Source organism: Nonomuraea monospora (assembly GCF_039531895.1).
GTDB classification, from domain to species: domain Bacteria; phylum Actinomycetota; class Actinomycetes; order Streptosporangiales; family Streptosporangiaceae; genus Nonomuraea; species Nonomuraea monospora.
Genome location: NZ_BAAAQX010000024.1, coordinates 129,457 through 150,626, shown reverse-complemented (window position 1 = coordinate 150,626; position 21,170 = coordinate 129,457). Strand labels below are relative to the sequence as shown.

At 73.4% G+C, this 21,170-nt stretch carries 13 protein-coding genes; 9 read left to right on the top strand and 4 right to left on the bottom strand.

Going from position 1 to position 21,170, the window contains the following annotated elements:
* The first annotated feature begins 7 nt into the window (after positions 1-7).
* The 3 genes from ABD331_RS37580 to ABD331_RS37570 are packed head-to-tail and all read left to right on the top strand — an operon-like array spanning position 8 to position 3,092.
* Positions 8-760 (top strand): YqcI/YcgG family protein, encoded by a 753-nt coding sequence (locus ABD331_RS37580; protein ID WP_344486026.1) that lies wholly within the window; start codon positions 8-10, stop codon positions 758-760.
* The gene (locus ABD331_RS37575) at positions 757-1,785 is read left to right on the top strand and encodes a GNAT family N-acetyltransferase (RefSeq protein ID WP_344486023.1); all 1,029 of its coding nucleotides are present in this window, start codon (positions 757-759) and stop codon (positions 1,783-1,785) included. Before ABD331_RS37580 ends, ABD331_RS37575 begins: the two co-directional genes overlap by 4 nt.
* Positions 1,782-3,092: an MFS transporter gene (locus ABD331_RS37570; protein ID WP_344486020.1), complete on the top strand. Its 1,311-nt coding sequence runs from the start codon at positions 1,782-1,784 to the stop codon at positions 3,090-3,092. Before ABD331_RS37575 ends, ABD331_RS37570 begins: the two co-directional genes overlap by 4 nt.
* Positions 3,093-3,253: 161 nt before the next feature.
* Here the strand turns inward: ABD331_RS37570 and ABD331_RS37565 are convergent, their stop codons facing one another.
* Complete coding sequence (locus ABD331_RS37565; protein WP_344486017.1) at positions 3,254-4,102, bottom strand: class I SAM-dependent methyltransferase; 849 nt, start codon at positions 4,100-4,102, stop codon at positions 3,254-3,256.
* A 389-nt stretch (positions 4,103-4,491) separates the two neighbouring features.
* Here ABD331_RS37565 and ABD331_RS37560 point away from each other — a divergent pair, with 389 nt between their 5' ends.
* Both ABD331_RS37560 and ABD331_RS37555 read left to right on the top strand, forming a co-directional pair.
* The gene (locus ABD331_RS37560; protein WP_344486013.1) at positions 4,492-6,468 is read left to right on the top strand and encodes a protein kinase domain-containing protein; all 1,977 of its coding nucleotides are present in this window, start codon (positions 4,492-4,494) and stop codon (positions 6,466-6,468) included.
* 105 nt (positions 6,469-6,573) lie between these two features.
* Positions 6,574-8,346 (top strand): ABC transporter ATP-binding protein, encoded by a 1,773-nt coding sequence (locus ABD331_RS37555; RefSeq protein WP_344486010.1) that lies wholly within the window; start codon positions 6,574-6,576, stop codon positions 8,344-8,346.
* A 156-nt stretch (positions 8,347-8,502) separates the two neighbouring features.
* Here ABD331_RS37555 and asnB read toward each other — a convergent pair whose 3' ends face one another.
* The 3 genes from asnB to ABD331_RS37540 all read right to left on the bottom strand — a co-directional run bounded on the left by asnB (position 8,503) and on the right by ABD331_RS37540 (position 13,136).
* Complete coding sequence (asnB, locus tag ABD331_RS37550; protein ID WP_425566138.1) at positions 8,503-10,329, bottom strand: asparagine synthase (glutamine-hydrolyzing); 1,827 nt, start codon at positions 10,327-10,329, stop codon at positions 8,503-8,505.
* Positions 10,330-10,504: 175 nt separating this feature from the next.
* Positions 10,505-11,764 (bottom strand): threonine ammonia-lyase IlvA, encoded by a 1,260-nt coding sequence (gene ilvA / locus ABD331_RS37545; RefSeq protein ID WP_344486004.1) that lies wholly within the window; start codon positions 11,762-11,764, stop codon positions 10,505-10,507.
* A gap of 196 nt (positions 11,765-11,960) precedes the next feature.
* Complete coding sequence (locus tag ABD331_RS37540) at positions 11,961-13,136, bottom strand: acetate/propionate family kinase (RefSeq protein WP_344486001.1); 1,176 nt, start codon at positions 13,134-13,136, stop codon at positions 11,961-11,963.
* A 141-nt stretch (positions 13,137-13,277) separates the two neighbouring features.
* Between ABD331_RS37540 and ABD331_RS37535 the strand changes: the two genes are divergently transcribed.
* The 4 genes from ABD331_RS37535 to ABD331_RS37520 all read left to right on the top strand — a co-directional run bounded on the left by ABD331_RS37535 (position 13,278) and on the right by ABD331_RS37520 (position 20,994).
* Positions 13,278-15,713, top strand: coding sequence for a PEP/pyruvate-binding domain-containing protein (locus tag ABD331_RS37535; RefSeq protein WP_344485998.1), 2,436 nt, complete (start codon positions 13,278-13,280; stop codon positions 15,711-15,713).
* Between the two features lie 33 nt (positions 15,714-15,746).
* On the top strand, positions 15,747-17,774 hold the full coding sequence (gene pta, locus ABD331_RS37530) for a phosphate acetyltransferase (protein ID WP_344485995.1): 2,028 nt from the start codon (positions 15,747-15,749) through the stop codon (positions 17,772-17,774).
* Between the two features lie 120 nt (positions 17,775-17,894).
* Complete coding sequence (locus ABD331_RS37525) at positions 17,895-18,413, top strand: flavodoxin family protein (protein WP_344485992.1); 519 nt, start codon at positions 17,895-17,897, stop codon at positions 18,411-18,413.
* Positions 18,414-18,498: 85 nt separating this feature from the next.
* Positions 18,499-20,994: a cation-translocating P-type ATPase gene (locus ABD331_RS37520; RefSeq protein ID WP_344485989.1), complete on the top strand. Its 2,496-nt coding sequence runs from the start codon at positions 18,499-18,501 to the stop codon at positions 20,992-20,994.
* Positions 20,995-21,170: the final 176 nt, after the last annotated feature.

Sequence of the window (21,170 nt, the reverse complement as noted above, 5' to 3'; positions counted from 1 at the left end):
GCCTGCCATGGGCCGAACCCTTGCCGAACGCCGGTCACGCCTGCTCACCAAGGAGGACCTGACGAACGGTGACTGTCAGAGCTGGGTGACGGAGGCGTACGAGGCCTACCGCGCCGTGATCACCGACCCGGAGTTCCCCTGCTCCTTCGGCACCACCGCCGAGGCTCAGGGACACATCCGCTACACCTGGGTGGACGGAGGGCACGACCTCGGCGCGCTGTCGCACACCCTGGCCGACTTCATCGCGCTCTCCCGCGCCCACCCCCGCCGCCGCCACCTGCTCATCGCGTTCTTCCCCGACACTGGGGGACGCGATTTCGCCGCCTACGAGCGGCGTTTCTGGGACACCCTGCACTGGTTGCGCGCGCACGACCCCGAGCCGTGGCCCGCGAACATCCCCAGCGACCCCGACCACCCCGAGTGGGAGTTCTGCTTCGCCGGCGACCCCATGTTCGTCTTCCCCTGCATCCCCGCCTACCGCCAGCGCCACAGCCGGCGCATGGGCGACCACTTCCTCATGTGCTTCCAGCCCAGGAGGGTGTTCTTCGGCACCAACCGCGACGACCCCGGCGGTGAGCGCATCCGGCAGCGGATCTACGACCGGGTGCGCCGCTGGGACGACGTCCCCCCGCACCCGCAGCTCGTCGAGCTGGCCTACGGCGACACGGAGATGCGCGAGTGGAAGCAGTACGTGCTGCCGGACACCAACGTCCCCCTCGCCGACCGCTGCCCCCTGCACCTAGAGAGGGGCCCGTCGTGAACACGATCACGGACCCCGGCACGGTCTGCGGGCGGGTCTTCGCGACCGAGAGCTGGCAGGACGCCTGGCTGGCCGGCGGGGTGGAGCCGTCCGCCGCCCACGTCCGGCTGCGGGCCGGCGGGGTGCCGGTGACGTTGCAGCTCGTCGCGCACTCGCCGCTGTGGCGCGGGTACGAGGGCGACGCCGGCCTGCCGCCCGTGTGGGACGGGCCGGTCGCGTACCTGTCCACCGTGTACGCCGTCTCCAACCCGCTCAACCAGGTGCCGGCGCCCGAGACGGCCCGCGTGGCGGCCGGGACGGTGACGGAAGCCCTGGAGACGGCCCAGGAGTGGGGCGCCGAAGCCCTGGTCGTCCCCAACCTGGAGCCAGGACCGGCGCTGGAGGCGCTGCCGCCGCCGGACGCCCTCGTCCGGCTCGACGCCACGTGCCGCCTCCGGCTGGCGGACGGCATGGACGCCTACCTCGAACGGCTGGCCACCGCCCACCGGGGCCGGCTGCGGCGCTACCACCGGCGCGGCGCGCAGGCCGGGCTGACCTACCACGACCGGGACGTCACCGAGGCCGGGCAGGTGCTGCCCGCCTTCGCCCGGCTCACCCGCCAACCGGCCGAGCGGCACGGCACCCCGCCCCTCTACAGCGAGGCGGCGCTGCGCGCACTGCTGGAGGTGCCGGGCACCCGGCTGCTCAGCGCGGACCTCGACGGGCGGCCGGCCGCCGGGCTGCTGTCCTTCGAACAGGACGGCTGCCTGATCCTGTGGGCCGCCGGCATCGACTACACCCTGCTCAAGACCCACTTCCCCTACTACTTCCTGATCTACGAGGCCATCGAGGCGGCCGCCGCCCGCGGCTGCCGGTGGGTCGACTTCGGACGCGGCAACCTGGAGTTCAAACAGCGCCTCGGCTTCCAGCCGGTCGATCTGTGGAGCCCGGTGTACGCGCTCGCCCCCGGCCGCCGGGCCCACTACGCGGAGCGCCTGGCCGAGATGCACCGCCGCATCGGCGACTTCCTGGGCAGGCCCGGATGAGACTTCCTGGGCAGGCCCGGATGAACGGCCGGGCCGGCGTACGGTTACGGCTGGTGGCGCTGCTCACCGCCGTCGGCGTGGCGAACGTGGCCTACACCGTGCTCATCCCGTTCGTCCCGACTCTCAACTCGCTGTTCCAGATGAGCGCGGTGCTCATCGGCGTGGCGTTCGCGGGATTCGCCGCGGCCAAGGCGCTCAGCCAGCCCCTCGGCGGCTGGCTCGTCGACCGGATCGGCGGGCGGACCATCGCGATCGCGGGCCTGGCCGTCACCGCCCTGGCCACCGCGGCGCTGGCCTTGGCCACCACGTCCGCCCAGGTGGTGGCCTGCCGGTTCGTCTGGGGCCTCGGGGAGGGGCTGGCCATGCCGGCCCTGTACCGGCTCACCGCGCAGCTCGGGAACGAGTCGGGGCACGGCTCGGACCGCACGCTGGGCTGGTTCGGGACCGCGGCGGTGGCGGGGATGACAGTGGGGCCCGGCCTCATCGCCTTGCTGTCCGGGGTGATCGACTTCAGGTCCGCGTTCGCGGGCGGCGCGCTGCTGACGGTGCTCGCCACCGCCCTGGTGGCCCTGGCCTTCCGCCGCGGCGAGCGGCCCAAGGTGAGCCCGGTGAGTGGCGGGCCGCCTGCGACCGCCGAGCGGAGTCCGGCGGGCGGCGGGCCGCCTGCGACGGCCGAGGGCGCGGAGCGGCTGTCCCGTCTGCCGCTGATCCCGCTCGTCCTCGTGCTGGGCGTGCTCGACCTGGCCAACAACGCCGTCTACGCGGCACTGGAGCCGCTGTTCCCGCTGCACGGCACCGGGCCGCTGGGCGCGGGGGAGCAGGCGGTCTCAGTCAGCTTCTTCCTCGGGCTGGCCGTTTTCGCCGTCTTCTCCTGGGTGGGCGGCCGGATCGTGCGCCTGTCACGCGGCTTCCCCCTGGCCGCGGCGGTCTTCGCTGTCCAGGCCGCGGCCCTGGCGCTGGCCTGGGTGACCGGCTCGTACGGGGTGTTCACCGCGGCCTTCATCGCGCTGATGGCCGTGCAGCCGCTGGTCTACGTCAACATGCGGGCGGTCATCGGGCGGCTCGGGGAAGGACGTCAGGGATGGGCGTTCGGTTGGTTCGGGATGGTTTCCGACCTCGGCTGGGTCGCCGGGCCGATCGCGGCCACGGCGGCCTACCAGGTGCTGGGCGGCGGCAGCTTCGCGCTGCTCGCCGTGGTGGCCCTGGCCGCCTCGGCACTGGGCGCGGCGGCCTTCCCATGGCTGCGCGCACCGTTCCGGCAGGACTCCTCCGGCACGCCGCCGGTTCAGGAGACCGCCTCCGCCTGACCTCCAGCGAACCGGATCGCCTCCGCCGGACCCCGGACGAACCGGATCGCCTCTGCCTGACCTCCGGCACACGAGAGCCGGGCCGCGTCCGCCTGACCTCCAGCGCACGGGAACCGGGAGGACCTTCGCGGTCCTCCCGGTTTCCCGCCGCCGTCCGCCTGTCAGCCGGGCTTCACAGCCTCGGCCAGGATGTAGTACCCCAACCGGCTGAACGGGGAAGTCTCGTTCAACGCCGTCTCGAGGCTCTCGACGATCGAGTAGATGCGGGGATCGGCGAGGATCTGGTCGGCCACCCAGGCCGCGACCACGCAGTTCCCCCGCAGCGTCGTCGGCTTCAGCCCGGCGTCCGAGAACAGGTACTCCAGCTCGTCGGGCGAGAAGCTGAACCAGGGGGCCACGCGCTCCCCGCCGTCGCGGGTGCCGGTGAACACGAGGGTCTTGTTCTCGACGTCCGTGACGTCCACGGTCGCGAACCGGTCCGCCCGGGTGATCTGCTCGAACGCGGCGTTCTTCACGCCGGTCAGTACGCGGCCGCCGGGCCGCAGCACCCGGGCGATCTCCGAGAACGCGGTCGCCCGTGCCTCGGGCGGGATGTGCATGAGCGCCAGCGTGCTGGTGACGACGTCGAAGCTGTCGTCCGGGTACGGCAGGTCGCACATGTCGCCCCGCTCGAACCGGATCCTGGCCCCTTCCTCCTCCGCCTTGCGGCGCGCGACGGACAACATCCCGTCGCAGATGTCCAGGCCGACGACCTCCCGGGCGAGCCTCGACAGGGGGATGGTGAGCCGGCCGGTGCCGCAGCCGAGGTCGAGCACGGAGTCCGCGGGCCTGACGCGGCCGAGGACGAAGTCGAGTTCGGTGTCGATGAAACGGCGGTCGGCGGGGGTGAGGCCGGGGATGCGGTCGTCGTACTCCTCGGAGATGAACTCGTAGACCTGCCTGATGGCTTCCTTGGTCTGCGCGGTTCTTTCTTCCAGACCGGTGTACGAGCGGTGTGCGGTTTGAGTCATTCCGTCTTGTCTCCTGGGTTGAATAAATGACGAGGTGACGATTCGCAAGGCATGAGCGGGCGTTCGTAATTAATGCCGCGCGTCATTTGTCCTGCGTTTGTTGTGCCTGCCTGAGCTGGCAAGGAGTGTGCTCGGAACTCCTTCCTGAATGATGAACGTCTCCATACCCATTCATTCCGGATAAATCGCCGGGACCACTGTGATTTTTTTATTCGGCACTCGGTTCCGATGAGTGCCAGAAGGGTGCGCGGGTATTTACCTTCACTTCTTCACTTTGGGTGAGCGAAGTGCCTGAATAAGCAATCGGCGGAAAAGGCTCCGGCGGGCCCCTCGACATCGGCCGTGATCGTCACCAGAATGTCGGGGAACGTCAGACGGGGGACTGTGGGATGACGGAGGCCGGGGGGACACGTCCGGACGACCCGGCGGAGATCGCCGGATACAGGCTGATCGGCCGGCTGGGGGAGGGCGGGCAGGGCACCGTGTACCTCGCCGTCCCCGCCGCCGGGGACGACGCCAGGGTGGCGGTGAAACTGCTGCGCGCCGACCTGGCGGGGGACGCCGAGGCGGCGCGGCGGTTCGTCCGCGAGGTGGAGCTGGCCCGGCGGGTGGCGCCGTTCTGCACCGCGCAGGTGCTCGCCACGGGGCTGCACGAGGGCCGCCCCTACATCGTGAGCGAGTACGTCGCGGGCCCCACCCTGGCCGAGGTGGTGCGCGACGAGGGGCCGCGGACGGGCGCGTCCCTGCACCGGCTGGCGATCGGCACCGTCACCGCGCTGGCGGCCATCCACCAGGCCGGCATCGTGCACCGCGACTTCAAGCCGTCCAACGTCCTGCTGGCCGCCGACGGGGCCCGCGTGATCGACTTCGGCGTCGCCAGGGCGCTCGACCTCACCTCGACCCTGACCGGGGGCGTGATCGGCACGCCCGCGTTCATGGCGCCCGAGCAGTTCGGGCAGGCGAGCCCCGGGCCGCCCGCCGACCTGTTCGCCTGGGCCGGCACGTTGGTGTTCGCCGCCTCCGGCCGCTACCCGTTCGGCAACGACCACCTGCCGGCGGTGATCGGCCGCATCCTGACCGCCGAGCCGGACGCCGCCTGCGTCGAGGACCCGGCCCTGCGCGCGCTCGTCCTGGACTGCCTGGCCAAGGACCCGGCCCGGCGGCCCACCGCAGGCGCTGCCCTGGCCCGCCTGCTGGGCATGTCCCCCACCGCCACGCCCGTCCCGCCTGCGCAGTCCGCTGGGCCCGCGCGGTCGGCTGAGCCCGCGCAGTCCGCCGCGCCTCTTGAGGTCGCCCTGCCCGCGACGGGCGGTGGGCCGGGGCGCGTCCGCCGTCGCGCGTCGGTGCGGACCGGGATCGCCGCGGCAGCCGTCACCACCGCGCTGGCCCTCACAGCCCTCGCCCTGTCCCTGGGCCCACCGCCCGCCACCTCCCGCCCCCCGGCGTCCTCCACCCCGCAACGCCAGCCGACCCCCACCGCCACCGTCGCCAAACCCACCACGAGCTTCACCGTGCCGTCCACGGAGATGCAGGTCTACGAGAACGAGACAGACCCGATCAAACTCGTCTCCTACTACGGCGGCAACGGCGTCTACATCCGGCAGCCGGACACCCGGACGTTCAAACGCGACAAGACCTACAGCCACCCCTACGTCCCGTCACCCGACGGCACGAAGGCACTGGTACTCAACAACTACAACCCGGACGACGGCCCCAAGACGGTCACGATCGTCAACCGCGAGACCGGCAAGAAGCGGCCCGTGCTCATCTCCGGCGAACGCGGCGTCTGGGCGTACGCCCCCCGCTGGGACCTCACCGGCCGCTTCGGCCTGGTGACGCTGTCCCTGCCCGGCGCGACCGGCGGTGCGTGGACGAGGGCGGGCTTCGCGATCGTCGACATCGAGCGGGGAACCGCCCGCGTGGTGGAGGTCGACGACGCGCCCGCGGGCCTGCTGCGCTTCTTCTGGGTGGGCGGCTCCGTCGGCATGTGGGCCGAGGACGGCACCATCAAGCTGTACGACCTCAACGGCGTCCACCGCCGCAGCCTGACCGGCGCCCACGCCCCCGAGCAGATGGACGACGACCCGATCTCGCCGGACCGCTCCCGCTTCGTCACCCGGTGCGCCGCCACGGGCACCGACCTGTGCGTGCGCCCGCTCGACGGGAACGGCGAGACGGTGACGGTCCCGTTCACGGGCACCCGGCTGCTCGGCTGGTGGGACAACGACCACCTGGCGGTCTTCGTGAAGAAGGGCGAGGGGTTCGACCTCATGGTCATCGACCTGACCGGCACGCAGGTCCGGCGGCTGGCCTCCACCGCGGAGAAGACGCCGGGCCTGTTCCACTTCACCCGAGCGAAGATCTGACCCGCCCCAGCGCGGGCGGGCCGGCGGCCGTGTGGTTGCATGATCCCCGGCCGCCACGGCGCACGCCCCCGCCCGGCCGTGACGGCGAGAAAGGACACACGCGCAGTGAAGCCCCCCTCCCACGTCACCGCTCTGATCGACGGCACCCACCCGGCCCGGTCCGTCGTCCGGCTGCTCGCGCGCCGGCCCGGCCGCATGGCGGCGGCGATCCTGGCGTTCGCGTTCAAGGAGATCCCGCTCTGGTTCCTCCCGGTCATCACGGCCGCGATCATCGACGTCGTCGCCGACCGCGGCTCGCTCACCGCCGTCCTGTGGTGGTTCGCGCTCGCGGGCGTCCTGCTGCTGCAGAACTATCCGAACCACATCCTCTACACGCGCAACTTCATGACGGTCGTCCGCGACCTCGGCGCCGACCTGCGCAACGCGCTCGCCGCGCGGCTGCAGAGCCTGTCGATCGGCTACCACACGCGGATGAGCTCGTCGATCGTGCAGAACAAGGTCGTGCGGGACGTCGAGAACGTCGAGCTGATGCTCCAGCAGGTGACCCATCCGCTGCTGTCGGCCACCATGGTGCTCATCGGCGCGATCTCGATGACGGCGATCGCCGTGCCGCAGTTCCTGCCCGTCTACGCGCTCACGGTCCCGATCGCGCTCGTGCTGCGCACCGCGCTCGGCCGGCGGTCGCGCCGCCGCAACGAGGAGCTGCGCCGCGAGATGGAGGGGCTCGCCGCCCGCGTCGGCGAGATGGCGTCCCTGATCCCCGTCACCCGCGCGCACGGCCTGGAGGAGACCGCGGTCACCCGCGTCGCCTACGGCGCCGACGGCGTGCGCAGGGCCGGCCTGCACCTGGACATGCTCAACGGGCACGTCGCGTCCCTGTCCTGGGTGACGATGCAGCTCCTGGGGGTCGGCTGCCTCGTGCTGGCCGCGGTCTTCTCCCTCACCGGCTTCCTGCCGATCACCGCAGGCGAGGTGGTCCTGCTGTCCAGCTACTTCGCCCTGCTCACCCAGGGCCTCACCCAGCTTCTCCTGCTCATCCCTGTCGCCGCGCGCGGCATGGAGTCGATCCGGTCGATCGCCGAGGTCATCCAGGAGCCCGACCTGGAGCAGAACGAGGGCAAGCGCGCCGTCGCCGCCGTGGACGGCGCCATCCGCCTCGAACGGGCCTCGCACCGCTACCCGGGAGCGGACGGCGACGCCCTGCACGCCATCGACCTCGACATCCCGTCGGGGACGACCGTCGCGTTCGTCGGCTCGTCGGGCTCAGGCAAGTCGACCCTGCTCAACCTGGTGCTCGGCTTCGTCCGCCCCACCGGGGGCCGCATCCTGCTCGACGGGGCCGACATCCAGGAGCTCGACCTGCGCACCGTCCGCCGCTTCGTCTCGGTCGTCCCGCAGGAGTCGGTGCTGTTCGAGGGCACCATCAGGGAGAACATCGCGTACGGGCTGCCTGAGGTCCCCGACGAGCGGATCGCGCAGGCGCTGCGCGACGCGAACGCCTGGTCGTTCGTCCAGGACCAGCCGCAGGGCTGGGACACGGTCGTGGGGGAGCGGGGCGCGCGCCTGTCCGGCGGGCAGCGGCAGCGGCTCGCCATCGCCCGCGCGCTCGTCCGCGATCCGCGCATCCTGCTGCTGGACGAGGCGACGTCCGCGCTGGATTCGGAGTCCGAGGAGCTGGTCAAGGACGCGCTGGCCCGGCTCATGCGCGGACGCACGACGCTCGTCGTCGCGCACCGGCTGTCCACGGTGCGGCAGGCGGACCGGATCGTCGTGCTGGACCGGGGGCGCGTCGTCGAGCAGGGCACGCACGACGAGCTGCTGGCGACCGGCGGCCGGTACGCCCAGCTCCACCTCACCCAGGCCGGCGCCGGCACGTGAATCGCGGTGCACGCCCTGCCGGCCGTCCTGCACGCGTTCGCCACCACCCGGAGCAGTGGCGCGGCGGCTGCGCGGGCGGCCCGGCCTGGCGCGGGCCGCCTCCGACGAGGCGGTGCGCTGGGAGTCGCCGGTGCGGACCTTCGGCCTGTATCCCGGTCAGGTGGTCGTGACGTCCAGTTCGACCTGGTACCGCCGCAGCCACCGGTCGAGCTGCACGAACCGCTCCAGCGCCGCCCGGTTCGCCTGTGACGGCGGCTCCGCGACGATCGCGGCGGCCTTGCCCCAGTCGACCAGCGCGGCGGCCGGCGAGCCCGGATCCCGCAGCAGCTCGGCCGCCCGCTCGCGCAGCGCCCGGTCGTAGGCGGGGTCCTGGGTCGCCGGGTACGGGCTCTTGACCCGCCGCAGGATGCTGTCGGGCAGCAGGTCCGCCGAGGCCGCCCGCAGCAGGCTCTTCTCCCGCCCGTCGAACGTCTTCATCGCCCACGGGACGTTGAACACGTACTCCACCAGGCGGTGGTCGCAGAACGGCACCCGCACCTCCAGCCCCACCGCCATGCTCATCCGGTCCTTGCGGTCGAGCAGGATCTGCACGAACCGGGTCAGGTGCAGGTAGCTGATCTCCCGCATGCGCCGCTCGTGCCCGCTCTCGCCCGGCAGCCGCGGCACCTCGGCCAGCGCCTGCCTGTACTGCTCCGCCCGATAGCCGGGCAGGTCGACGACGCGCGCCACGTCGTCCCTGAGCAGCCGCTCCGCGCCGAGGTGGGCGGTGCCCGCCGCCGTGGTCAGCCACGGGAACGTGTCCGCCTCGACCGCCTCCCGGTCGTGGAACCACCGGTAGCCGCCGAACACCTCGTCGGCCGACTCGCCCGACAACGCCACCGTCGAGTGCCCGCGGATGGCCTTGAACAGCAGGTACAGCGAGCTGTCCATGTCGCCGATGCCCATCGGCAGGTCCCGCGCCCGCAGCACCGCCGAGCGCACCTCCGGATCCATCAGCTCGGCCGAGTCCAGCACGATGTCCGTGTGGTCCGCGCGGGCGTGGCGGGCCAGCTCGTGCACGTACGGGGTGTCCGGCGTCGAACGGGTCAGGTCGGGCTTGAAGTTCTCCGTGTAACCGGCGAAGTCCACCGAGAACGAGCGCACCGTGCCCAGGCCCTGCTCGCGCAGCAGCTTGGCGGCCAGCGCGGTCACCATGCTGGAGTCCAGGCCGCCCGACAGCAGGGCGCACAGCGGCACGTCGCTGATGAGCTGGCGGGCGACGACGTCGTCCAGCAGGCCGCGCACGGTCCGCACGGTCTCGCCGACGTCGTCGGGGTGCTCGTGGGAGGTGAGCCGCCAGTAGCGGCGCTTGGCGACGCCGTTCCTCGACACGGTGACGATCTGGCCGGGGCGCACCTCGTACATGCCGGAGAAGACGCCGTGCTCCGGCGCCTTGACGAACGCCAGCAGCTCGCGCAGCCCGCCCGCGTCGAGCACGCGGCGCGCCAGCGGGTTGGCCAGGATCGCCTTCGGCTCCGAGCCGAACAGCACGCCGTGCGGCGTCGGGTAGTAGTACAGGGGCTTGATGCCCATGCGGTCGCGCACCAGCAGCAGCCGCTCCTCGCGGGCGTCCCAGACGGCGAAGGCGTACATGCCGTTGAGGCGCCCGGCCAGGCCCTCGCCCCACTCCAGGTAGGCGCGCAGGACGACCTCGGTGTCGCTGCGGGTGCGGAAGCGGTGGCCGAGCCCCGACAGCTCGGCGCGCAGCTCCTCGAAGTTGTACACCTCGCCGCTGTAGGTCAGGACGACGGGCTCGCGCCCCTCCTGTTCCGCCACCATCGGCTGGCGGCCTCCCGCGAGGTCGATGATGGCGAGCCTGCGGTGGCCGATGGCGGCGTGCCTGGCCGTCCACAGGCCCTCGTCGTCGGGGCCGCGGCAGGCCATGGTGCCGGTCATGTCCTGCGCTGTTCGGCGCTCCTCGCGCAGGTCACGCTCGAAGTCCACCCACCCGGCTATGCCACACATGCCTTGGGTCGTGCCCGGTTCCTGGTAGATCGTGGGACAAGGGCGGGCGTGCAGTCCGTCAGGCGGGCCGCCGGGCAGCCTGGAGCCGTTCACAAGCGGTGCCGTCGAGCCGCAGGTGGACCTGACGGCCGGCTGCGCGCGCTGAACCCCGCCGTCAGAGGATGAACGTGAACAGCGGCGAGCCCGGCGGGATGCGCTCCACCGTGAGCGGCCCGCCCTTCATCCTGGACAGCAGGTCGTCGAGGTCGCCCGCCCGCTCCAGCTCGATCCCGACGAGCGCAGGCCCGGTCTCGCGGTTGTTCTTCTTGATGTACTCGAAGGCGATGATGTCCTCGCCCTCGCCCAGCACCTCGTCCAGGAAGTGGCGCAGCGCCCCGGGCCGCTGCGGGAACGTGACCAGGAAGTAGTGCCGCAGCCCGATGTGCACGAGCGACCGCTCCAGCACCTCGTTGTAGCGGCTGACGTCGTTGTTGCCGCCCGACACCACGCACACGACCGGCCCCTCGGGGGAGTGGGGCAGCAGGTCGCGGGCCGCGGCGCCCGCGAGGGCTCCGGCGGGCTCGGCGATGATGCCGTCGGTCTGGTAGAGGTCGAGCATCTCGGTGCACACGGCGCCTTCATCGACCGGGACGACCTCGTCCACCAGATCTTTGACCAGCGGGAACGTGGTGTCGCCGACCCTGCCGACGGCGGCGCCGTCGACGAACGTGTCGAGCTCGGGCAGGGCGAGGGGGCCGCCGTGGTCGAGGGCGGCGCGCATGCTGGCCGCTCCCGCGGGCTCCGCGCCGATGAGGCGGGTGGCGGGCGAGTGCTCGCGCAGCCAGACGGCCAGGCCGCTGATCAGGCCGCCCCCGCCGACCGGGACGATCACCGTGCCGGGCGCCTGACCGGCCTGCCCCGCCTGCTCCAGGATCTCCAGGCCGACGGTGCCCTGCCCGGCCATCGTCCTGACATCGTCGAACGGGTGCACGTAGACCGCGCCGGTGCGCTCGCTGTCGGCGTGCGCGGCGCCGCTCGCCTCGTCGTAGGTGCCGCCGCCGACCACGATCTCCACCCGGTCGCCGCCGAGCGCCGCGATGCGCTCGCGCTTCTGCCGGGGCGTGGTGGACGGCACGTACACGCGGCCGCTGATCCCCAGCCGCGCGCAGGCGAACGCGACGCCCTGCCCGTGGTTGCCCGCGCTGGCGCAGACGACGCCGCGCCGCCGCTCGTCGTCGGTGAGCGAGGCGATCAGGTTGAACGCGCCGCGCACCTTGTAGGAGCGGCACACCTGCGCGTCCTCCCGCTTGAGCAGCACCGGGCCGCCGAGCAGGCCGGACAGCCGCTCGTTGGGCTCCAGCGCGGTACGGCGGATCACCGGCCGCAACCGATCGGCCGCCTGGCTGATCATCGCGGCGGTGAGGCGGTCGCTCATGCGTTCTCCTGGCACAGGTGGATCAGGCGAGTGGGCGTGACGATCACCGGGACGAGCACACCGGCCTCAGTGCCCCCACCAGGCCATCCTATTGCGGCGCCGCCCCCGGCTCGCCCGCTTCGCTCCACGATAGCCGCGCCCGGGAGGGCAACGCGACGCCGCACGTCACGCAGGCAGGCCAACGTGACGCCGCGCGTCAGGCAGGCAGCTTCTCCAGGGTCTGGCGGGCGATCTCGCCTTCCTCGTCGGTGGGGATGACCAGTACGGGCACCTCCGCACCGGTGGGCGACACGGCGCGTTCCCCGCCCGAGACAGCCGCGTTGAGCGTGGCGTCCACGGTGATGCCGAGCCGCTCCAGCCCCGCCAGCGACTCCGCCCGGGTGGCGGCGTCGTGCTCGCCCACCCCGCCGGTGAACACGATCGCGTCCACCCGGCCGAGCAGCGCGTAGTAGGCGCCGACGTACTTGCGGATGCGGCGCGTGTAGACGTCCAGGGCCAGCCGGGCCTCGGCGTCGTCGCGGGCGCGCACCTGGCGCATGTCGCTGGAGCCGGTGAGGGCGAGCAGCCCGCCGCCGTGGCTGAGCGCGTGCTCCACCTGCTCGGCGTCCAGCCCCAGCGTACGGGCGAGGTAGCCGCCGACGGCCGGGTCCACGTCGCCCGAGCGGGTGCCCATGACCAGCCCTTCCAGCGGCGTCATGCCCATGGAGGTGTCGAGGCTGCGCCCGCCGGAGACGGCGGTGACGCTGGCGCCGTTGCCCAGGTGCAGCACGATCAGGCCGAGATCGGCGAGGTCGCGGCCGAGCAGGGCGGCGGCGCGGCGGGAGACGTAGGCGCAGGAGGTGCCGTGGAAGCCGAAGCGCCGCACGCCCCGCTCGCGCCACTCGCGCGGCACCGCGTACGTGTACGCCTCGGGCGGTAGCGTCCGGTGGAAGGCCGTGTCGAACACCGCCACCTGCGGCACCCCGGGGAACACCTTGCGGGCCAGCCGGATGCCGGTGAGGTTGACCGGGTTGTGCAGGGGAGCGAGCGGCGACAGCTCCTCGATGGCGGCGATCACCTCGTCGTCGATCAGCACCGCCTCGGCGAACCGGTCGCCGCCGTGCACCACCCGGTGCCCGACCGCGACGGGGGTCAGTTCGGGCCCCGCCGCCGCGAACGCCTCCATCATCGCCTCCAGCCCCTCGCCGTGGCCGGGGAAGGGCCGGTCGAGAACGTAGGCAGGCCCGTCGCCGGTGCGGTGGGTCAGCCGCCCCTGCTCCTGCCCGATGCGTTCGACCAGGCCCCTGGCCGAGCGCGCTAGGGTGCGCGGGTCAACGAGCTCGTACTTGATGGAGGAGGATCCCGTGTTCAGCACGAGAATGCGGTCGGCCATGAGGCCATTTTCGCGGACCGGGGTCGCGCCGCCGCGACGGGCCCGCGCGCCCGGCTCCCGGCGGTGCTAGCGTCGTTGGCAGGGCGCGCCGGGAAGGCTGGTCGGCACAGACGTTGTGCTGCCGTCCGAGGAGTGAGCGCGATGGAACTGATCCCGCTGTCCGGCATAGACGCCTCCATGATCGACCTGGTGGGAGGCAAGGCCGCCGGGCTCGGCGAGATGATCAAGGCGGGCGAGCGGGTGCCCGACGGCTTCTGCGTCACGGTCGAGCCCTACCGGTCGGGGCAGCTCCCCGAGCGGGAGCTGGCCGCGGCCTACCAGCGGCTCGGCGGCGGGCGGGTGGCCGTCCGCTCCAGCGCCACCGCCGAGGACCTGCCGGAGGCCAGCTTCGCCGGCCAGCAGGACACCTACCTGAACGTCGAAGGCGCCGGCGAGCTGATCGACGCGGTCCGCCGCTGCTGGGGCTCCCTGTTCACCGAGCGGGCCGTCGCCTACCGCGCCGCCGCGGGCATCGCCGACGCGGCCATGGCCGTGGTGGTGCAACGCATGATCGACCCGGTCGCCGCGGGCGTGCTGTTCACCGCGAACCCGATCACCGGCTGCCGCACGGAGATGGTCGTGGACGCCGCCCCCGGCCTGGGCACCGCCGTCGTGGAGGGCAGCGTCGTACCGGACCACTACGTGCTCGGCGAGGACGCGCCGATCGCGGCGGACCCGTCCGGATGCCTGGACGCGGACCAGCTCGGACGGCTGCGCGCGGCCGGAAAGCGCCTGCGACGGCACTTCGGCTCGCCCCAGGACGTCGAATGGGCCATCGACGCGGACGGCACCCTGTGGCTGCTGCAGTCGCGGCCGGTCACCACGCTGTTCCCGCAGCCGCCCGACACCGGCGACACCCGGCTCTACCTGGAGATCGGCCATGTGCAGGGCATGCTGCGCCCGTGCACCCCGATGGGGGTCTCGCTGCTGAAGACGGGCGCGGCCCTGTGGTTCGAGGCGGCGGGGGCCAGGGTGGACCGGCGTGACCCGCTGCCCCGGCTGGTGCCGATCGGCGGGCGGCTCTACTTCGACGTGACCGACTTCGTGCGCAACAAGGGCATGCGGGGGCGGCTCGGCCCGTCCCTGGAGATCTACGGGCCGCGCGTGCAGAACGCGGTGCGGCACATGCTGGACGACCCGCGCTTCGCGCCCCGGCCCGGCCTGCCGTTCAACCACAGGAGCGCGATCAGGGGCACGCTCCGGCTGCTGCCCGTGGTGGTCGCCGGGGTGGTGTCGAGCCTGGCCAACCCCGCGCGCGGCCGGGCCCGCGCCTTCCGCGGCGTCGCCGAGATCAAGCGGCTGCTCACCCCGCCGGGGGAGTCCGCGACGGCCGCGGAACGGCTGCGCTGGGTGATCGAGGACTCCCACAGGCCGATCATGAGCATCGACATGCACGGCATACTCGGGCCGCTCAGCGCGGGAATGATCGCCGGGACGATCCCGGCCGCGCTGCTCAACGGCGTCGCCACCGAGGAGGAGCTCGGCACCGTGCTCGGCGGCATGCCGTACAACGTGACCACGCGGATGGACCTGGAGCTGTGGCACCTGTCCGTGCGCGCCCGCGAGCACCGCGACCTGTTCCTCGGCACCCCGCCCGAGCAGCTCGCCGCCGCCTACTTCGCGGGCGAGCTGCCCGACGTCGGCATGGCGGGCTTCCTGCAGGAGTACGGCATGCGCGCGGCGGCCGAGGTGGACGTCGGCGTGCCCCACTGGGACGAGGACCCGGCGCCGCTGTTCGCCACGATCGCCAACTACCTGCGGGTCGAGGACCCCGAGCAGGCGCCCGACCGGCGCTTCGCGGCGGCGGCGGCCAGGGCCGAGGCCATGATCGTGACGTTGTCGCGGCGGGCGCGGCGCAGGCGGCCGGTGCGCGGCCGGCTGGCCGTCTTCTTCCTGCGCCGCTCCCGGGAGCTCACCGGGCTGCGGGAGATCGGCAAGTTCGCCTGGCTGCCCGCCATCCAGGCGGCCCGGCGGCAGCTCCTGCTCGTCGGCGCCGACCTGGCCGCCCGCGGCCTGCTGGAGCGTGCCGGCGACATCATGTTCCTGACGCTCGGCGAGGCACGCGAGGCCGTCCAGAACGGCGCCGACCAGCGGCGCCTGGCCGCCGCCCGGCGCGCGGAGCACGAACGCGAGCTGCGCAGGACCGCCGTCCCCGGTGCCCTGCTGTCCGACGGGACCGACGTGGAGACGCTCGCCCCCGTCCCGCCCGCGCAGGACGGCGTCCTGACCGGGATGGCCGGCGCCGCCGGGCGGGCCACCGGCAGGGCGCGGGTCATCCGCGACCCGCAGGGCGCGCGCATCGAACCGGGCGAGATCCTCGTCGCGCCCACCACCGACCCCGGCTGGACACCCCTGTTCCTGACGGCCGCCGGCCTCGTCACCGAGACCGGCTCGCAGGTGGCGCACGGCCCCACCGTCGCCCGCGAGTACGGCATCCCCGCCGTCATCTGCGTCCGCGACGCCACCCGCGAGATCACCACCGGGCAGCTCATCACGATCGACGGCGTGGCGGGCACCGTGCGGCTGGAGCCCGAATGACGAGGGCCCGCGGGCGCCGAGAAGAATGAAGCCATGACGCGTGCTGTGTACATCGCTGCCGGTGAGGCGGGAAGCAACAAGGGGACCGTCGCGCTCGGCCTGGTGGAGCTGCTGTCCCGGCAGGTCGGGACGGTGGGGGTGTTCCGGCCCGTGGTACGGGCGGGCCGGGAGGACGCCCTGATCAACACCATCAGGAGCAGGTTCCAGCTCGCGCTGCCGTACGAGGCGTACGCGGGCGTCACCTACGACGAGGTGCACGCCGACGTGGAACGGGCGGCCGGCGACGTGGTGGCCCGCTACCGCGCGCTGGCCGGGCGGTGCGACGCGGTGGTGGTGGTCGGCACCGACTACACCGACGTGGGGGCGCCGACCGAGTTCGGGTTCAACGCCCGGCTGGCGGCCGACCTGGGCACGCCCGTGGTCAACGTGGTGAGCGGCAGGGGCAGGACGGACGCGCGGATCGGCGCGGCGGTCGAGCTGTCGGCCAGGGAGCTGGCCCACCACCACGCCCGCGAGCTGGCCGTGGTGGTCACCCGCGCCGCCGGGCCGCTCACCCTGGAGCACCCGACGCCGGTGTTCGTGCTGCCGGAGACGCCGTCGCTGCGCGCCCCGGCGGTGGCCGACCTGCTCGACGCCTGCGACGGCCGGCTCTACCTGGGCGAACGCGACGGCCTCGGCCGCGAGGCCAGCGCGCTGATGGTGGGCGCCATGTCGCTGCCCGGCATCCTCGACCGCCTCACCGAGGGCGCCGCCGTCATCATCCCGTCCGACCGGGCCGCCGCGCTGCTGCCCGGCCTCATCGCGGCGCACACCGCGCCGGGCTTCCCCGCCCTGGCGGCCGTGGTCCTCACCGGCGGCACCGACCTGCCCGCCCCCGTCGAACGGCTGCTGCGCGGCATGACGATCCCGCTGCCGGTGATCGCCACCGACCACGACACGTTCGACACGGCGACCCGCCTGTCGGAGGTCGAGGGCCGCTTCACCCCCGAGGCGGGCGGGAAGATCGACACGGCGGTCCGGCTGTTCGCCGAGCACGTGGACGGGCCGCTGCTGCTCGAACGGCTGGACATCGCCAAGACCGACGTCGTCACCCCCCTCATGTTCGAGTACGAGCTGCTCGACCGGGCCCGCGCCCGCCGCAGGCACATCGTGCTGCCAGAAGGGGAGGAGCCGCGCATCCTGCGCGCCGCCGACACCCTGCTGCGCCGCGGCGTCGCCGAGCTCACCCTGCTCGGCGACGAGGAACGCATCCGGGTCCGGGCCGCCCAGCTCGGCCTCGACCTGGCGGACGCCCGGGTGCTCAGCCCGTTCGACGCGGAGCTGCGCGAACGCTTCGCCCAGGCGTACGCGGAGGCCCGCGCGCACAAGGGCATGACCGTCGAGCTGGCCCGCGACACCGTCACCGACGTGTCCTACTTCGGCACGCTCATGGTGCACACCGGCATGGCCGACGGCATGGTGTCGGGCGCCGCGCACACCACCGCGCACACCATCCGGCCCGCGTTCGAGATCCTGCGGCTGGGCCTCGTCTCCAGCGTGTTCTTCATGTGCCTGGCCGACCGGGTGCTCGTCTACGGCGACTGCGCCGTCAACCCCGACCCGAGCGCCGAACAGCTCGCCGACATCGCCATCGCCTCCGCCCGCACCGCCGCCCTGTTCGGCGTCGAACCCCGGATCGCCATGCTGTCGTACTCGACGGGCGTCTCAGGCGCGGGCGCCGACGTCGACAAGGTCCGCGCCGCGACCGAGCTGGTCCGTTCGCGCCGGCCCGACCTCCAGGTGGAGGGGCCGATCCAGTACGACGCCGCCGTCGACCCCACCGTGGCCCGCGCCAAGATGCCCGACAGCAGGGTGGCCGGGCGGGCCACCGTGTTCGTGGTGCCCGACCTGAACACCGGCAACAACCTGTACAAGGCGGTGCAGCGGAGCGCGGGGGCCGTCGCGGTGGGGCCGGTGCTGCAGGGGCTGCGCAAGCCGGTCAACGACCTGTCGCGGGGCGCGACCGTGGCCGACATCGTCACGACCGTCGCCGTCACCGCCGCCCAGGTGCGCGACGACTGACCGCCCCCGGGACCAACGGCGCGCGTTCACGGGACTTCCTGCCCGGGTGCCAGGGGCTTCGCGCGACCAGGGTGGAGGTGAGCATCAGGCCGCCCGTGACAACCCGATGGGAGGCGCGTGATGGACGCGCTGGTCGTGTACGAATCGATGTTCGGCAACACCAAGCTGATCGCCGAGGCGGTCGCGGAGGGGCTGGCGACCCGCATGCGCGTCGAGGTCGCCGAGGTCGGCTCCGCGCCCGCGGCGGTGGGGCCGGAGTTCGGGCTGCTGGTGGTGGGCGGGCCGACGCACGCCTTCTCCATGAGCAGGGCCGCCACCCGCCGCTCCGCCGCCCAGCAGGCCACCGCGCCGCTGATCTCCCGGAGGGACGGGGTGCGCGAATGGCTCGCCACCCTGCGCACCTCCTCGGCCGGGCTGCTCTCGGCCGCCTTCGACACCCGCATCGCCAAGCCGCGCATGCCCGGCTCCGCCGCCCGCGGGATCGCCAAGCGGCTGCGGCGCCTCGGGATCAGGGCCGTGGCGCCTGCGCAGGGGTTCCACGTCACCGGGACGGAGGGGCCGCTGCTGGCGGGCGAGGTGGAGCGGGCGAGGCAGTGGGGCGAGAGCCTGGCGGCGTCGTTCCCCGTCGCCACCCTGTGAGGAGCATGGGACAGGGCCGAAGGTCCCATCGGGTGAGGGCCTTCGGCTCCCGCGCGCCCGCCGTACAGGGTGATCTATTGGAGGCATGGACGCTCCCACGCCTGCCCTGACCGGGCTCGCCGACGACGAGGCCACCCGCCTGCTGGCCGGACACGGGCGCAACGAGCTGCCCGAAGCGAGACCGCCGTCCCTGGCGGCGCGGGCGGCGCGCCAGCTCGCCGACCCGCTGTCCGTCCTGCTGCTGATCGCCGGCCTGGTCACCCTCGCTGTCCTGCGCGAGGTGCCGGAAGGCGCCGCGATCCTGGCCATCCTGCTGGTCAACGTGGTCATCGGGGTGACGCAGGAGGTCAAGGCCGAGCAGGCGGTACGCGCCCTGCGCACGCTGACCGCGCCCATGGCCAAGGTCCGCCGGGGCGGCACCGTCCGGCGGATCCCGGCGGCCGAGGTCGTGCCGGGGGACGTCATCGAGGTGGCGGCGGGCGACCGGGTGCCCGCCGACGGGCGGGTGGCGGAGGCGGCCTCGCTCGCGGCCAACGAGTCGATGCTGACGGGGGAGTCGCGTTCGGCGGCCAAACGCGCCGGCGGGCACGCCGACGGACCGCTGGGGGACCGCGACGGGGAGCTGTTCTCCGGCACCATGGTGGTGCGCGGCTCGGGAGTCGCGGTCGTCACCGCCACCGGCGCGGACACCCAGATGGGCGCGATCGCCTCCGCGTTGCAGGGGCCCGTGAAGGGACCGCTGGAGGTGGAGCTGGCCAAGGTGTCCAGGCGGGTCGGCGTGCTGGCCGTCGTCGCCGGCGTGGTGATGGTGGTGCTCGGCTTCACCAGGGGCGGGATCGCGCCGTTCGAGCTGGTGCTGGCCGGGGTGGCGCTGGCCATCGCGGCGGTGCCGGAGAGCATGGCGGCGGCCGTCACCACCGCGCTGGCGCTCGGGTCGCAGCGCATGGCCCGGCTCGGCGTCATCGTGCGCAGGCTGTCGGCGATCCAGGCGCTCGGCGCCACCACCGTGATCGCCTCCGACAAGACCGGCACGCTCACCACCGGCCGCCTGGCCGTGCAGGACCACGTGGCCGTGCGCGGCGCGGACCTGTGGCGGGCCGCCGTCCGCTGCAACGACGCCCGCGACGGGCTCGGCGACGCGATGGACGTCGCCCTCGCCAACGCCGCTGCCGAGCATGGGGTACGTGCGGACGAGCCCAGACTGGCCACCCGGCCCTTCGACGCCGACACCCGCTCGATGGCCGTCGTCACCGTCAGCCGAACCCCTTCCGCACGGGGAGTGCTGACGACGCAGGGCGGCTCCGCGTCGGCGGCGGTCGCCCACGCCCCCGTGCTCACCGTGAAAGGCGCCCCCGAAGTCGTCCTGGCACTCTGCGAGCCGGGAAAGGAGACCGACCGGCTGACCGCCGCCGTCCCAGACCTGGCCAAGAGAGGGCTGCGGGTGCTGGCGCTGGCCGAAGGAGACACCGACGACCTCGACGCCACCGGGCTGCGGCCGGTGGGCCTGGTCGGGCTGAGCGACGAGATCCGCCCGTCGGCCCAGCAGGCGGTGGCGGACGCGCGACGCGGCGGCATCCGCGTCATCATGGTGACCGGCGACCACGCCGACACCGCCCGCGCCGTGGCCGAGCAGGTCGGCATCGAGCCGGACCCGGTGGTGACGGGCGAGGCCCTGAACGGCGACGACCGCCCGGGCAGGCTGCGCGAGGCGGGCGTCCTGGCCCGCGTGGACCCGGCCACCAAGCTGGACCTGGTGCACGCCCTGCGCGAGGGCGGCGAGATCGTCGCGATGACCGGCGACGGCGTCAACGACGCCCCGGCCCTGCGGCACGCGGACGTCGGGGTGGCCATGGCGGGCGAGGAGGGCACCGACGTGGCCCGCGAGGCCGCCGCCGTGGTCGTCACCAACGGCGAGCTGGGCACCATCGTCACCGGCGTCCGCGAGGGACGCCGCCTGCACCGCAACGTCGCCTCCATGATCGGCTACCTGCTGGCGGGGAACCTGGCGGAGATCTTCCTTGTCCTCGTCGGCCTGTTCCTCTGGCCCGACCTGGTCATCCCGCTGCTGCCGGTGCAACTGCTCTGGATCAACCTGGTGCTGGACGGCATCCCCGCCATCGCCCTGGGCGTCGACCGCGCCCCCGGCGACCCCCTCGCGGCCAGCCCGTCCAGGGACGGCCTGCTGTCACGGCGGGTGCTGACCCGCATCGCGGTGCGCTCGCTCATCGTCGGCCTGCTGGTGGTGGTGGCCGTCGAGGTCGCCCGCCGGCTCGGCTGGGACGACACCATGGTCAGGACCCAGGCCGTGCTGACCCTCGTGTTCGCCCGGCTGACGCTGGCGTACGTGGCGCGGGCCGGGCGGTGGACGTTCGAGCGCGGGTGGTGGCGCGGGCGGGCGGTGCTGGTCGCCGTCGCCGGTACGGCCGCGTTGCAGGCGCTGGTCACGCTGGTGCCTGCGCTGGGCGCCCTGCTCGCGCTCGCCCCGCTGCCGCCGGTGGGCTGGGCCATGGCCGTGGGCGCCGCCGTCCTGACGCCGCCGCTGTGCGACCTCGTGCGGAGGTGGGGCCGGACGTCCCGTTAGGACGGGGACCTTCGGCCCTACTGGCGCGCCGCCCGTACGGCGATCATGAGATTCAGGCACCCGCCGGGGAGAAAGAACGACCCCCATCCCCAGGGGCGGCCCCGTCCGACGGCAGAGCAGCCGGGGAGTGACCGGCAGTCACAATGGCGAGCCCGGCCGGGCGGACGAGGCCGCCT

Coding starts and splice junctions, on each gene's coding strand:
- ABD331_RS37580 (WP_344486026.1), top strand. CDS start 8: ATGGGCCGAACCCTTGCCGAACGCCGGTCACGCCTGCTCACCAAGGAG.
- ABD331_RS37570 (WP_344486020.1), top strand. CDS start 1,782: ATGAGACTTCCTGGGCAGGCCCGGATGAACGGCCGGGCCGGCGTACGG.
- ABD331_RS37565 (WP_344486017.1), bottom strand. CDS start 4,102: ATGACTCAAACCGCACACCGCTCGTACACCGGTCTGGAAGAAAGAACC.
- ABD331_RS37560 (WP_344486013.1), top strand. CDS start 4,492: ATGACGGAGGCCGGGGGGACACGTCCGGACGACCCGGCGGAGATCGCC.
- ilvA (WP_344486004.1), bottom strand. CDS start 11,764: ATGAGCGACCGCCTCACCGCCGCGATGATCAGCCAGGCGGCCGATCGG.
- ABD331_RS37540 (WP_344486001.1), bottom strand. CDS start 13,136: ATGGCCGACCGCATTCTCGTGCTGAACACGGGATCCTCCTCCATCAAG.
- ABD331_RS37535 (WP_344485998.1), top strand. CDS start 13,278: ATGGAACTGATCCCGCTGTCCGGCATAGACGCCTCCATGATCGACCTG.
- pta (WP_344485995.1), top strand. CDS start 15,747: ATGACGCGTGCTGTGTACATCGCTGCCGGTGAGGCGGGAAGCAACAAG.
- ABD331_RS37525 (WP_344485992.1), top strand. CDS start 17,895: ATGGACGCGCTGGTCGTGTACGAATCGATGTTCGGCAACACCAAGCTG.
- ABD331_RS37520 (WP_344485989.1), top strand. CDS start 18,499: ATGGACGCTCCCACGCCTGCCCTGACCGGGCTCGCCGACGACGAGGCC.